This is a genomic window from Boseongicola sp. (genome assembly GCF_057460485.1).
The window spans coordinates 1-13,692 of the sequence record NZ_JBVCWP010000089.1 but is presented as its reverse complement, the minus strand read 5'-3'; the positions used below and the strand labels follow the sequence as shown (position 1 = coordinate 13,692).

Here is a 13,692-nt window from a genome sequence, read left to right as displayed (position 1 = left end):
TTATCAACGGTTTAACGAACCGTACCCATCCGTGCCAGATCATGGCGGATGTCCTTACATTTGAAGAACATCGCGGGCCGATAAAGGGTCGGAAAGTCACTTGGGTCGGAGATGGCAACAACGTGAGCGCAAGCCTTGCCCACGCGGCTGGGCAGTTTGGGTTTGATCTGACGTTTACCGGGCCGCCGACGCTTGATCCGGAGCCTGAATTCCTCGCGCTAGCACGCTCGCAAGGTGTGAGTGTTGAAATCGTGCGCGACCCGGTCGCGGCGGTGGCCGGCGCCGATCTGGTTGTGACGGACACTTGGGTGTCGATGCATGACAGTCAGACCACAAAAGAACGCCGGCATAACCAATTGCGTCCCTACCAGGTCAACGAAGCGCTGATGTCGCACGCCAAAAGCGATGCGTTGTTCATGCATTGCTTGCCCGCGCATCGCGACGATGAAGTCACAAGTGCCGTGATGGATGGCCCACATTCCGTGATCTTCGATGAAGCCGAGAATCGGCTTCATGCGCAAAAGGCAATCATGCGTTGGTGTTTGGGAGTCTAGGCCTTAGTCCCGGGTCAGGGGCTGGCCGTCTTTGAAGGCGGCCAGCGCATTCCAAACGACGGAGTTGCTCTACGCGCGGTCGCGGCTTCTGCGGGTGCGGAAGTGCGAGTCGGCTTCTGGGGTGCCATCGTGGAAACTGCCGAACCATTTGTCCAGCGGGACCGCGCTCTCGCCGAAGTTGACCGTGTGGTAACGGTGGTGGAGATAGTGCATCAGCTTTTCTTTCTTCAGGGCAGTCTCATCCCCGAAGACAAGCTCGTCAAAACCGGAATGGCTGACACCGGGGCCAAGTGCTGTGGTGAGGCCGTTGAACATCATGTGCAGCGGGTGAGACGGCACGACAAGATGGATCAGCATGCAGCTGAAATAAAGGATGTGTTCGATTGGATGCATCGCCATCCCTGACCAGGGTCCGACGTTGACGTTCTTGTGATGCAGATAATGGATGGTCCGGTAAAGCGGTGGCCAGTGGATCAGGCGGTGGATCCAGTAAAAATGGAAGTTCCGCCAGAATGGCATAAGGATCATCCACAGCACGAACCAGACCGGGTTGGCGCTGTAGGGCAGAACGCCGTTGGCGTAGCCCCACCAGAGGCCGATTTCATAGAGCGACCAGACAAGCGTGCCGATCATGCTCCAGACTACGTTGTCGAAGACCTGGTTGTGGAACAGGAAGCGGCGGTCGTTTTTGGCCATCCAGTTGCCGTTGTACTTGGTCTTTCGCCCCTGCCCGCGGACCCGGTAAAGCCAAAGGTGTAAGCCGCCGGTGAAGATCGTTATCAGGGCGATATTTCGCAGCAATATCAGAAGTACCCACTCCAGCGCGAGCGTCTCCATCCGCGTTAATTCTGGAGTGAACACGAAATAGGCGAGGCAGGTCAGAGCCACGTAGACGGCGTACCAAGGCGCGAAGAAGCCGGGAACGCCGAAGAACCATTTGGCAACGGCGGCGGGCCTTTGCGGCCAGTCAAGCAACGGCATGAAGCCGGCAGGTTTTTTGGGGCGCCATTCACCGCGCCGGTCCCGTGCTTGTCCGTGTTCGTCTGTTTGGGCGCTGCTCATATCGTTGGCTTGTATCAGTGCAGGCGGGCGTGGACGATGTAGGCGTCTACGGTGTCTTCGCCCAGGGCGCGCAGGGCTTCGAGACGGTGATACCCTTCGATCAGGACGAAGCGTTCGCCGTCTTTTCTGACCCGAATTGCAGTCATCTGACCGTTCTCAAGGATGTCGTTGGCGATGGTCTCGACCTTTTCGGGGTCGAGGGTTTTTGCACGCTTTACAGGTACGTGGATGGCGTCGATCGCGAGGGATTCTTTCTTCAACATAGACGGAACGCTAGCATGAAGTTACGACGGTGTAATGAATTTTAGCAACGTGCGGTTGCGGGGGGTGCTTCGCCACGAAAACGCAAGGGTTAACGCATGAAATCCAGAGGTTTTGTGGTGAATTGGCGCGTCGGTTTCGCGTCGGTGCACGGTGTGGTGTGCGGCGGTCGGACGACGAGATATGGTGCGTCCGTTAAGAGAGATGAACGATTGTGCCCTGCAGGGGTGTCGACCTTTGCCACGGAAAGGTTCTATGCTTGGGCCAACATCAGGACGAAGGTGCGATATGGCGAATTCAGACGACGATAAAATCGAGGGCCGTTTGAGCGGCGAGCAGATTGAGCCGAAGGAAGAGGACAACTTGTTCCTGCGACTGGTCTATATGATCATAATTGCCATCATGATTTCAATTGCGCAGACTGTGCTTGGATTTATGACGGTGGTGCAGTTCGTGGTCATGTTGATTAACAACAAAGAGCCAAACGAGCGGATTGCCGAGTTTGGCACCGACCTTGGTATCTGGATTGCCAAGGCCGCGCGGTTCCAAACCGCCGCAAGTCAGGTGAAGCCATGGCCCTGGACAGAGCTCGACTGATTTAGGTTGTGCTTGATGCGCGGTGACGGCTGTGTGGGTTCTGCAGTGAGGCGACATGAACGCTGGACTGTTGGATTTGCATACTGACCGGGAGCAGATCAATCTTTGAAAGCGTGCATCGTAGAACCCAAGGCCGCGATTTTCCGTTTGTATGGGGGAGCGAGTTCGCACAATAACAGCTGCATGGGAAAACTGAAATTCTTTAGTGTCGCCTTTGCATTGCTGTTTGCGTTACCTGCTCTTGGGGAAATTCCGCAGCCCGTCCGCGATGATGACTATTCCCCCATCAACATGGCAGAAGCAAAACTCGGCCAGCTCTTGTTTTGGGATCCGGTCCTGTCGGGTAACCGCAATATATCCTGCGCGACCTGTCATCATCCGCGCTTCGCCACCGGCGATGGCGTGGCGCTCGCTTTGGGTGAGGGTGGTATTGGTCTGGGCCCGGATCGCAAACCTGATCCGTCAAACATGCCCGAACAGCGCATTCCCCGTAACGCGCCGGCATTATTCAATTTGGGCGCGCGCGAGTTTACCACCCTGTTTCACGATGGCCGGATTGAAGTTGATGCAACCCGCCCTTCTGGCCTGCGCACGCCGCTGGACGAAGATATGATGACGGGGTTCGCATCGGTGTTGTCTGCGCAAACCATGTTTCCGGTGCTGAGCGGCGACGAAATGGCTGGGCACTATAGTGAAAATGATGTCTCCAAAGCGGTGCGCCGTGGCATCATCACTGGACCGGGTGGGGCATGGGATATCATCGCGAAACGGGTTTCGGATATTCCAGCCTACGATGAAAATTTTGGCTCGGTTTACCCCGAGATTGCTGCGGGGCGTGAGATTGCATTTACAGATATTTCTAACGCCATAGCGGCGTTCGTTGCGTTTGAATGGCGTTCTGATGACAGTAGGTTTGATCAGCACTTGCGCGGCGAAGAGCCATTGAATGGGGATGCGCTGGACGGGATGATGCTGTTTTATGGCGACGGTGGCTGTTCCACATGTCACTCCGGGCCATTCCAGACGGATCACGATTTTCACGCAATGGGCGTGCCGCAAATCGGTCCCGGCAAGGCGGCAAGATTTGAAGCTGGCGCAAGTGACGAGGGGCGTAGGCGGGTCACCGGGCGCGCAGAGGATGCATACGCATTTCGCACCCCAAGTCTGAGGAACGTAACGGCGACGGGGCCGTATGGTCACGATGGTGCCTATGCAAGTCTGGTTGCGTTTTTGGCGTCGCACGTCGCGCCTGCACGCGCGCTTGAAGACTATGACCGTGCTCAGGTTGACTTGATCGACCTCGCTGGGGCTGCCGATTGGATTGCACTGGATGATCCAATCGAAGTTGCGGCCATCTCGCAGGCCGTTACAACGCAGCCTGTTTCGCTGTCAGATGTGGATCTGGCGAAGATATTGGCGTTCTTGCAAAACCTGACGGATGGGGTGGCGGTGGCGGGTCGTCTGGGTATTCCTCAATCGGTGCCAAGCGGGCTATCAATTGATCGCTAGTTGTCGCTGAGCGACAATTTGGTGCCGTCGCGCCATACATCCAGATACTGATTGCCGGGGATATCCACCCAATCGGACGCTACACCATCGGGCCAGATTACACGAATTTCTGCCGCGTCGGCTTTTCCCAAACCGAAATGTACTGGCCCGAGTTGTCCGCCCGCATGACCACCGCCGATCGTGAGTTCTTTCACTACAATCGTTTCATTGGTCTTTCGCAATTCGATCCAGCTGCCGATTGCAAATCCATTCACCGCCTTCTGGTGCAGTGTCACACCCACCCAATTACCAGTCGCAGCGCTGACATTGCGGTAAAGTTCTATTGGTGCTCGGCGGTTCACGACCACCAGGTCAAGTAGTCCATCGCGATCAAAATCAGCCAGCGCGGCGCCGCGCGAGCGTTCCAGGGTTGCAACGCCTGCCACATCGGCTACTTCCCGAAAGGTGCCATCAGCGGATTGCATCAGCAGGTTGTTGGGGTCTTTCATCGCACTTCCCGGCATTTGATCGACATTGCCTTTGGCGATGAATAAATCTGCCAGCCCGTCGTTGTCGACGTCACCGAATTCAGCGTGCCATCCCGTTGACGGGCGTCCATCATCACCAATGAACGGGCGATGCGCATAGGTCCCAATGCCAAACGGCGCGGCCTGATACCCATCCGGTGTGGCGATCTGCATCAATTGATCGCCCATAGATGTCAGCACGACGTCAGGACGTCGATCGCCTGTGATGTCCTGACTGGCTATGCCCATTCCCCAGATTGAGATGAGGGTCCAGCCATCTTCTGGACCGAGCAGGCGAAGCTGTTCGATATCCCACATCTGTTCTGAGCCGCCGCGCACGTAATAGTGGCGGTCATTGGAGACACGCAGACCGGCCTGACCTGAACCTTGCCAATCCGAAAATAGCATCGACAGGGCGCAATAACCGGGCGTTAGGAGCTTGGCGGGCATGTAGGTTTTGCCATTGGGGCGGTAGAGCTGATTCTCGTCACAGGCTTCAAACGGTCCCTCGGGATCAGATCGGTCGACATAGTTGCCGATGGCCATGGTGGGCAGTTGGTTGGCGCCCTCCCAAGTGGCCGAAAACGCGGTGGACCAGCGGTTATCTGAGGTGAATTCAAGCGCGCTGTCGAAGTCTTCAAACCGGCAATCGCCCGTCCCACGCAACAGTCGGTTTTCGCCGACGCGCAGCAGCATGAGATCGATGATCCCGTCGCCGTCTACGTCCAAGGGGTAGGCCCCGCTAACGCCCGTAATCGGTTCGATCGGACCGCGTGAAAATGCCCACCCGTCAAGTCCGATCTGATTGACCCACAGTGATGCCGGGTTCTGACCACCAGCCGCGAAAATATCGGGACGGTCGTCGCCATTGCAATCGAAAACCGCCGTGCCGCCACCGACATAAAACTCCCAGTCGCCGCCATAAATATGTGTGCCGGGCAGAGTGGCGGACTGATCAAGGAAGCGCGGTTCGCCGGCGTTCAACAGCATCGGAAACGCCGCCGCCAATATTGCCAGGCTCCGTATCATCCGCCGCTTCTGGCCATCGCGACATCCGTCGCGACTTGTAGCGCCAACGCGGCGGCCCCTTGCGCCCATAGCAAATCGCCCCAGGCGTGGATCTCGACTTTTGGCGGTTTGCGCCCTGACAGCAGAGTCAGATTTGCCATTTCGTTCAATACCTCTTCAGCATATAGGTAGTCGTATTGCATCCTCTCGCCAGACAGCAAGATGAGCGAGGGGTCAAACAGGTTCACTATATTGGCCAGACCCAGCGCCAGATAGCGCCCTGCGCGGTGAAAGATCGTTTGCGCCGCGATATTTCCGGCCTTTGCATGATCATAAAGGCTTTCCAGTATAATATGCGGTTCAGTCGCGCGCTGGCGATCCCAATTCAGCGCGGTCGAAGCCTCGCGTACCAACGCGTAGTCAGCCACGTAAGCCTCCAGGCAGCCGCGTTGCCCGCAACGGCACAGCGCGCCGTCCAACTGCACTTTGGTATGGCCGATTTCCGTTCCCAGCCCCTGTGAGCCGCGATAGAGGCGGTGGTTCAGAACCAGCCCCATACCGATGCCGTGTTCAATAGTAACAACCACGAAGTCAGAAAGGGCCCGGCCCGCGCCGAACCACATTTCGGCGAGTGTCACCAAATTGGCGTCGTTATCAATTGCAACTGGTCGGCCGATGCGTTCCTGAAGGGCGGCCTGCATTGGAAAGTCTCTTTCTGACACAAGCGGTGACCACAGGACGATACCGGTTTCGTTATCGACCACGCCGGGCATGCCAAGGCCTACGTAATTCAGATCAGTCAGGCTTAGCCCGGATCGCTCCAGTGCATTCATCAACACTGCTTCTGAGGCATCTACGGTTTGGGCGAAGCTTTGATGCACGATTTTTCTGGGCATGACCGCATCTGCAACGCGGTTGCCTGCAAAATCCAATATGACGGCAGCATGGGCCTGATCGGAGAGCTTGATCCCGGCAACGTACCCGGCCTCTGGGCGCACACCAAGTGCGACGGGCGGGCGTCCCCGGCTGCTGTCGGCGTCGCGTCGGGGGGCAGTGGATTCCTGAATGAACCCTTCGCCTATCAGTTCGGCGGTCAATGCGGTTACTGATCCGGGGCTTATTGCAAGGTCTTTAGCCACATCTACGCGGGCAATTAGCCCTGTGGCGCGCACGTATTCAAATATCTGTTGACGCAACGAACGGACATTCACTCCACCCGGCGGGCGAAGCGGGCCACATCCCAGCGATTCTGCCTGGTTGGCGTCTAAGTTTTCAACCAAAGTCAATTAATTTACCTTCTGAATTAAATTGGATCCAATTGGTTGCCTTTTCGGAGTCCATTCGTGCATGCTAACCCCAGATCGACAAAAAACTAGCCATTTTTTGTCTCAAAGGCAAAATTAAATTTGACAGATGAATTTAATGTGTCAAAATCCCACTGTTCCGGCGGATACCGCCGAGCACCCCGCGTTGGGGTAAAAAAATTTGGGAGGATACAATATGCGTAATGCAATTCTGTTGGCGATTATCGCCGCCACTGGATTTTCTTCAGCGGCCATCGCTGAGGGCAAAAAAATCGGTGTTTCCTGGGCCAGCTTTCAGGAAGAGCGCTGGAAAATCGACGAAGCGGCTATGGTCGCAGCGATCGAAGCCGCAGGTGATACATATATTTCGGCTGACGCGCAGTCGTCTTCAGCAAAGCAGCTGACAGACATCGAAGCGCTGATCACACAAGGCGCTGATGCACTTATCATCAACGCTTGGGACAAAGACGCCATCGGCCCAGCAATCGAAAAAGCTGCAAACGAAGGCATCCCGGTTATTGGCTATGACCGTCTGATCGAAGATGCGCGCACATTTTACCTGACATTTGACAACAAAGGCGTGGGCAGCATCATCGCTGAAACCGTGGTTGGCGTTCAGGGTGGCGGTAATTACGCGATCATCAAAGGCGATCCTGGTGATCCAAACGCAGCATTCCTGCTGGAAGGCATGATGGAAGTCATCGGTGACGACGTTGCATCTGGCAAAATCAAAATCGTTGGCGAAGCATTCTCCGACGGTTGGAAGCCAGAAAATGCTCAGAAAAACATGGAGCAAATCCTGACTGCAAACAACAACAACGTTGATGCTGTACTGTCTGAAAATGACGGCATGGCTGGTGGTGTTGTGGCTGCTTTGGCGGCGCAGGGTCTTGTGATCCCAGTGGGTGGCCAAGATGGCGACCATGCCGCGATCAACCGTGTTGCGCGTGGAACGCAAACCGTTTCGGTTTGGAAAGATGCGCGTCAACTGGGTAAAGCAGCCGGTGAAATCGCAGCGGCCCTTGCGGCAGGTACCGACATGGGTGCAATCGAAGGCGCGTCGATTTTTGATGGTGGAGCAAACGGCGTTGAAATGAACGCTATCCTGCTTTCACCGACACCAATCACACGCGAAACACTGAATGTTGCAATCGATGCGGGCCACATCTCGAAAGAGGCGGCATGTGCAGGCGCAATAGCAGGCGTTGCTGCTTGCGAATAATCGCTTGACGATTTCCGGCGTCAGCAATCGCGCTGACGCCGGAGATTTTCTGATCACTTAGTTGCTTGTTGCAGCACGAACCAAGGTTTCCTTTGGCTTCCGGCTCTTCACAGCGCCAAGCCCCACACAATCAACAACTCAGGCTGGATAGATTATGGCTGACGCACCGCCCACCACCTCCGACACCCCTAGCGAAGATCAGAACCTAAGTCCGATCGCCCGATTCCTGCGCGGCACTGAAATTGACACCCGCCTTCTTGGCATGATCGGTGCGCTGATGCTGATCTGGTTTGGGTTTCATTTTTATGGAGTCCTTGTGAATGGGGAGGGGTTCTTTCTGACACCGCGAAACTTGTGGAATTTGTCAGTCCAGACATCTTCTATTGGGATTATGGCGACTGGCATGGTTCTTGTGATTGTGACGCGGAACATTGATCTGTCGGTCGGCGCGCTTGTCGGTGTGACGGCGATGGTTATGGGGATTTTGCAGGTCGAAATTCTGCCTCAGTACTTAGGCCTTGGTCACGGCGCAATCTGGATTGTCACAGTGATTGTTGGGATGACGCTGGGGGCCTGTATCGGAGCGTTTCACGGCTGGTTGATTGCCTATCGCGGCATCCCGGCCTTTATCGTCACGCTTGGTGGTTTGCTGATCTGGCGCGGCAGCGCATTTTTGGCGGCTGGTGGTAAGACGATATCCCCGGTTGATCCGACCTTCGCCCTTCTTGGTGGCGGACCCTACGGAGCCATCGGAGCGACAGGCAGCTGGATCGTTGGAATTCTCGCGTGTGCGGGTGTGATGTGGTTGCTTTACTCAGGTCGAAAAAACCGACGCCACCATGATTTCAAGCTGCGGCCAATGTGGGCTGAAACGTTTCTTGGGGCGCTTGGGTGTGGCGTGATCCTCGGCGCGGTTCTTTTGGTGAACGCTTATCCCTGGCCGAGAGGCATCATCAAGCAATATGCGGCAAAGAATAACATCGAAGTTCCGGCAGAGGGCATGTTCATCAGCCACGGCTTTGCAATTCCGGTATTGATCTTGATCGTCGTTGGTATCCTGATGACAATCCTGATGACGCGTACGCGGTTTGGGCGCTACGTTTTTGCCATCGGGGGCAATCCCGAGGCGGCAGCACTGGCCGGGATCAACACCCGCTGGATGGTCCTTAAGATTTTCGCACTGATGGGGATGCTGGCCGGCCTGGCCGGTGTCGTTGCCTCAGCGCGACTGAATTCCGCAACCAATGCACTCGGTCTGCTAGACGAGCTTTATGTGATTGCGGCAGCGGTCATTGGCGGCACGTCGTTGGCGGGCGGGGTTGGAACGATCTACGGAGCCATTCTTGGCGCGCTGGTGATGCAGAGTTTGCAGTCCGGCATGGTCTTGATTGGGTTTGACACTGCAATCCAGCAGATCGTTGTAGGTATGGTTCTGGTTTTTGCCGTCTACCTCGACAATCTTTATCGCAGCAAATCGAAGTGAAGGGGAACACCATGAGCAATACAGGAACACCTTTGGTCGAAATGCGCAATTTTTCGATCTCTTTCGGCGGCATCAAAGCCGTGGACCACGTAACCGTCGATCTACATGCCGGTGAAGTTGTGGGCCTTCTGGGCCACAACGGGGCTGGAAAATCGACCCTGATCAAGTGCCTTTCAGGCGCCTATCAGGCCGATGCTGGCGAAGTTTTTATCAACGGCGAAAAGGTTGAGATTAAAAACCCGCGAGACGCACGTGCACAAAACATCGAGACGATCTATCAGACCCTCGCGTTAGCCGATAACCTTGATGCGGCATCAAACCTGTTTCTTGGGCGTGAACTGGTCAATTCAATGGGGTTCGTGGACGAGTCCAAGATGGAGGCCGAGACCCGTAAGATCATGCATCGCCTCAATCCGAACTTTCAAAAGTTCAATGTGCCGGTCTCCGCGCTTTCTGGTGGGCAACGGCAATCAGTTGCGATTGCTCGAGCGGTTTATTTCAATGCCAAAATCTTGATCATGGACGAGCCTACGGCGGCACTTGGTCCACAGGAGACGCAAATGGTGGCCGAGCTGATTGAAGAGCTGAAAAAGCAGGGGCTTGGTATTTTCCTGATCGAGCATGACATTCACAATGTGATGAAACTTTGCGATCGTGCGTCAGTTATGAAGAACGGCAAATTGGTTGGCACCGTCAACGTCGACGAGGTCACTGACGAGGAAATCCTTGGCATGATCATTCTTGGGAAGCCGTCAGCAAAGGCTGCCTAAATGTACGTCGGACTAGATCTGGGAACCTCTGGCCTGAAGGGGATCCTGATTGACGATGATCAGGAGATCCTGGCTGAAGCAAGCGCGCCGCTGAATACATCTCGTCTCCATAGCGGCTGGAGCGAACAGGCCCCTTCCGACTGGCTTGGGGCCTGCGAAGCTGTATTGGGGGCACTCGCTGAAGGGGGCAGGCTTGGCGCGGTTAGAGGCATCGGGCTATCGGGCCACATGCACGGCGCGACGTTGTTGGATGGTGCTGATCAGGTGTTGCGACCCTGTATTTTGTGGAATGACACCCGCAGCCATATCGAAGCTGCCCGGCTTGACAGCGATCCTCAGTTTAGGGCCATCACTGGGAATATTGTGTTCCCGGGCTTCACGGCCCCCAAAGTTGATTGGGTGAGGGAGCACGAAGCCTCAATTTTTGCAAAAATGCGGAAGGTTCTATTGCCTAAGGACTATCTGCGACTTTGGCTGACGGGCGAGCATGTGGCTGAGATGTCGGATGCGGCCGGGACGAGCTGGTTGGATACAGGAAAGCGTGATTGGTCTGACGCATTGCTTGCGGCGACTGAAATGTCGCGCGATCACATGCCACGCCTTGTCGAAGGGTCTCAGGTGTCTGGCACACTGCGTGATGAACTGGCGATGCGATGGGGGCTGCCAAAAGGTGTCGTCGTTGCAGGCGGCGGTGGAGATAATGCCGCATCCGCAATTGGTGTTGGGGTCGTGAAGGCTGGGCAGGCGTTTGTCTCGCTCGGCACATCTGGGGTCTTGTTCGCGGCCAACGACCGATATCAGCCTGACCCGGCGACGGCTGTGCATACATTCTGTCACGCATTGCCGGATACATGGCATCAGATGGGTGTAATCCTTGCTGCCACAGATGCGCTGAATTGGTTTGCGGGCCTGACCGGAAAATCGAGCGCTGATCTGACAAGCGGGCTTGGGGCGCTGAAACCTCCGGGGAAAACCCGGTTCCTGCCCTACCTTGGCGGTGAACGCACGCCCCTGAATGACGCGGCCATTCGTGGCGCCTTTATCGGGCTTGAGCATTCGACTGACACCGAAGCGGCCACGCGAGCTGTCCTTGAGGGCGTTGCATTTGCATTTCGCGATTGCCGGGACGCATTGGCTGCAACAGGAACCCAAATCGAACAGCTGCTTGCCGTCGGTGGTGGGAGTAATTCTGCGTATTGGCTGTCTGCGATAGCGACAGCGCTTGATAGGCCAATCGATTTGCCAATTGCGCGCGACTTCGGCGGTGCGTTTGGGGCTGCAAGGCTGGGCATGATGGCGGCAACCGGAGCCGGCGCAGAAATTGCCGGCCAACCAAAAATAGCGCGGACGATTGAGCCTGATACAGCCTTCACTGAGGCGTTTGATGCTGGCCACCGTGCCTATACCGAGGCCCGAGATGCGATTAGGGGACTGACATGACTGACTTTTTCAAAGGTATTTCGAAGCTAAAATTTGCGGATTTGGAGACAGACGATGAGTTTTGTTTTCATCACTACGACGCCGATGAAATGGTCGCGGGCAAGCGGATGGAGGATCATCTTCGATTTTCCGTGGCTTACTGGCATTCGTTTGCCTGGCCCGGAGGGGACCCTTTTGGTGGGCAAACTTTCGAGCGACCCTGGTTTTCCGATGACATGGCGGGCGCGCGGTTAAAGGCGGACGTCGCGTTCGAGATGTTCGAGATACTCGGCACACCCTATTTTTGTTTTCACGATGCTGATGTGCGCCCAGAGGGTTCGAATTTTGCGGAAAGTGAAGACCGGCTGAAAGAGATCACGGACATCTTCGCGGCGAAAATGGAGGCGACGGGGGTAAAGCTTCTTTGGGGGACGGCGAACCTGTTTTCAAACAGGCGCTTCATGTCTGGGGCGGCGACGAACCCGGATCCGGAGATCTATGCCTATTCGGCGGCGACGGTAAAATCCTGCATGGATGCGACCAAGGCGCTGGGCGGCGAAAATTATGTCCTTTGGGGCGGTCGTGAGGGATATGAGACGCTGCTGAATACGGATTTGGCGCAAGAGCGGGCGCAGGCTGGCGCGTTTCTAAGCCGTGTCGTCGAATACAAGCACAAGATCGGTTTTAAGGGCGCAATATTGATTGAACCAAAGCCGCAGGAGCCGACAAAGCATCAATACGATTACGATGTGGCCACGGTTTATGGGTTCCTGAAAGAGTACGGGCTGGAAAAGGAAGTTCAGGTTAACCTTGAGCAGGGGCATGCGATTTTGGCGGGGCACAGTTTTGAGCACGAGCTTGCGATGGCGTCGGCTTTGGGGATCTTCGGGTCGATTGACATGAACCGCAATGACTATCAGTCGGGATGGGATACGGATCAGTTCCCTGATAATCCGCGTGAGGTTGCGCTGGCATACTACGAGGTTTTGCGTGCCGGTGGGTTCACGACAGGTGGAACGAACTTTGATGCGAAGTTGCGGCGCCAGTCGCTTGATCCTGAAGATCTGATCCTGTCGCATGTTGGCGCGATGGATGTGTGCGCGCGTGGTTTCAAGGCGGCTCATGCAATGTTGGAAGACGGTGGTCTCGAAAACGCACGGAGCGCGCGTTATGCTGGTTGGCACGGCAATGATTTAGCATCACGTGACTTGGGGAGCATCCACAGTGAGGTACGCGGGCAAGCCGTTCCGCCGGGGCCGAAGTCCGGACGACAGGAACGGTTGGAGAACTATGTGAGCCGGTTTACTTGAGCCGTTAGACCACGAAAGAAAAGGATCGTAGGGGGATTTAGCTGGAGGGGTTCACTTGAGCCCTTTGCTTGGGTTTTTCGGGCAATTGTGTGGGCTTTCTAGGGCGTCAGTAAGCGTGTTAATCGGGCGTCTGGGCCATTGGGGTTGTTGTAGGTCGCATTTCTCGCGGCTTCGGGCGAGCCAAGCGCACGCCTCATCCATTTCACGGTAGACGAGACGCAAGCGGTCGGGCCTTTGCTGCCCGGTTTTGCGCTTCCCCCCGGTATGGTCGGGCATGGGGCAAGGGGACGATGGCACGGTTTATATTGCCGTTTCTAACCATGATGAGGTTGCGGGAAATGTTGCAATATTCGCGCTGGATCCGGGTACAGACCGGATACGGCTTTTGGGGGATCTGAAGTTGGTTTCTACGGCCGCCGGCAATTGGCGGAACGGCGAGAGCCACTACAAAGTCCACACTTTCCTGCAAAAGGCTTCAGATGGACTGATCTACTTTGCGACCATGGGGTCGGGCCGACCAAAGAGAGATCGCGGCGCCCACGTTTATGCGCTTGATCCGAGGATCGAAGAAATTTCCGACGTAAGTTTGGCCGCGCCGTTTTCGATTGCGAGCACCCGCAAGGTCGGTCCGGGCAGCGGCGTTGTGGTCCAACAGCTTGGGATCAAAGGAATGGGGCTGCAGCCTGA

The 13,692-nt window shown here is 55.9% G+C and carries 13 protein-coding genes; 9 read left to right on the top strand and 4 right to left on the bottom strand.

All coding sequences use genetic code 11. From position 1 onward, the window contains the following. On the top strand, positions 1-554 hold a 554-nt coding region (locus AC221Y_RS11860), incomplete at its 5' end, for a Rossmann-fold NAD(P)-binding domain-containing protein (RefSeq protein ID WP_486707379.1). A gap of 69 nt (positions 555-623) precedes the next feature. Here the strand turns inward: AC221Y_RS11860 and AC221Y_RS11855 are convergent. Further along, complete coding sequence (locus AC221Y_RS11855; RefSeq protein WP_486707378.1) at positions 624-1,535, bottom strand: sterol desaturase family protein; 912 nt, start codon at positions 1,533-1,535, stop codon at positions 624-626. A 95-nt stretch (positions 1,536-1,630) separates the two neighbouring features. After that, on the bottom strand, positions 1,631-1,879 hold the full coding sequence (locus AC221Y_RS11850) for a ParB N-terminal domain-containing protein (RefSeq protein ID WP_299748932.1): 249 nt from the start codon (positions 1,877-1,879) through the stop codon (positions 1,631-1,633). Positions 1,880-2,165: 286 nt separating this feature from the next. Between AC221Y_RS11850 and AC221Y_RS11845 the strand changes: the two genes are divergently transcribed. Next, positions 2,166-2,474 (top strand): DUF4389 domain-containing protein, encoded by a 309-nt coding sequence (locus AC221Y_RS11845; RefSeq protein WP_299748929.1) that lies wholly within the window; start codon positions 2,166-2,168, stop codon positions 2,472-2,474. Positions 2,475-2,657: 183 nt separating this feature from the next. Next, positions 2,658-3,983: a cytochrome-c peroxidase gene (locus tag AC221Y_RS11840; RefSeq protein ID WP_486707377.1), complete on the top strand. Its 1,326-nt coding sequence runs from the start codon at positions 2,658-2,660 to the stop codon at positions 3,981-3,983. On the opposite strand, the gene AC221Y_RS11835 is transcribed toward AC221Y_RS11840, so the two are convergent. Together AC221Y_RS11835 and AC221Y_RS11830 are read right to left on the bottom strand one after the other, a co-directional pair. Continuing rightward, positions 3,980-5,518 carry a CRTAC1 family protein gene (locus AC221Y_RS11835; RefSeq protein ID WP_299748927.1) on the bottom strand — a complete coding sequence of 513 codons (1,539 nt, stop codon included), beginning with the start codon at positions 5,516-5,518 and terminating at the stop codon, positions 3,980-3,982. The two genes, AC221Y_RS11840 and AC221Y_RS11835, sit on opposite strands and share 4 nt — an antisense overlap. Next, positions 5,515-6,783 carry an ROK family protein gene (locus tag AC221Y_RS11830; protein ID WP_299748924.1) on the bottom strand — a complete coding sequence of 423 codons (1,269 nt, stop codon included), beginning with the start codon at positions 6,781-6,783 and terminating at the stop codon, positions 5,515-5,517. The genes AC221Y_RS11835 and AC221Y_RS11830 overlap by 4 nt, the downstream gene beginning before the upstream one ends. 214 nt (positions 6,784-6,997) lie before the next feature. Here AC221Y_RS11830 and AC221Y_RS11825 point away from each other — a divergent pair, with 214 nt between their 5' ends. The 6 genes from AC221Y_RS11825 to AC221Y_RS11800 all read left to right on the top strand — a co-directional run. Further along, positions 6,998-8,023, top strand: coding sequence for a substrate-binding domain-containing protein (locus AC221Y_RS11825; RefSeq protein WP_299748921.1), 1,026 nt, complete (start codon positions 6,998-7,000; stop codon positions 8,021-8,023). A 154-nt stretch (positions 8,024-8,177) separates the two neighbouring features. Then, positions 8,178-9,506, top strand: a complete 1,329-nt coding sequence (locus AC221Y_RS11820; RefSeq protein WP_299748918.1) for a sugar ABC transporter permease — start codon at positions 8,178-8,180, stop codon at positions 9,504-9,506. An 11-nt stretch (positions 9,507-9,517) separates the two neighbouring features. Next, on the top strand, positions 9,518-10,276 hold the full coding sequence (locus tag AC221Y_RS11815) for an ATP-binding cassette domain-containing protein (RefSeq protein WP_299748915.1): 759 nt from the start codon (positions 9,518-9,520) through the stop codon (positions 10,274-10,276). After that, the gene (xylB, locus tag AC221Y_RS11810; protein WP_299748913.1) at positions 10,277-11,716 is read left to right on the top strand and encodes a xylulokinase; all 1,440 of its coding nucleotides are present in this window, start codon (positions 10,277-10,279) and stop codon (positions 11,714-11,716) included. It begins immediately after the preceding gene. Further along, the gene (gene xylA / locus AC221Y_RS11805) at positions 11,713-13,005 is read left to right on the top strand and encodes a xylose isomerase (RefSeq protein WP_486707376.1); all 1,293 of its coding nucleotides are present in this window, start codon (positions 11,713-11,715) and stop codon (positions 13,003-13,005) included. Before xylB ends, xylA begins: the two co-directional genes overlap by 4 nt. 274 nt (positions 13,006-13,279) lie before the next feature. Continuing rightward, a partial coding sequence (locus AC221Y_RS11800) for a hypothetical protein (protein WP_486707375.1) occupies positions 13,280-13,692 on the top strand: 413 nt, incomplete at its 3' end.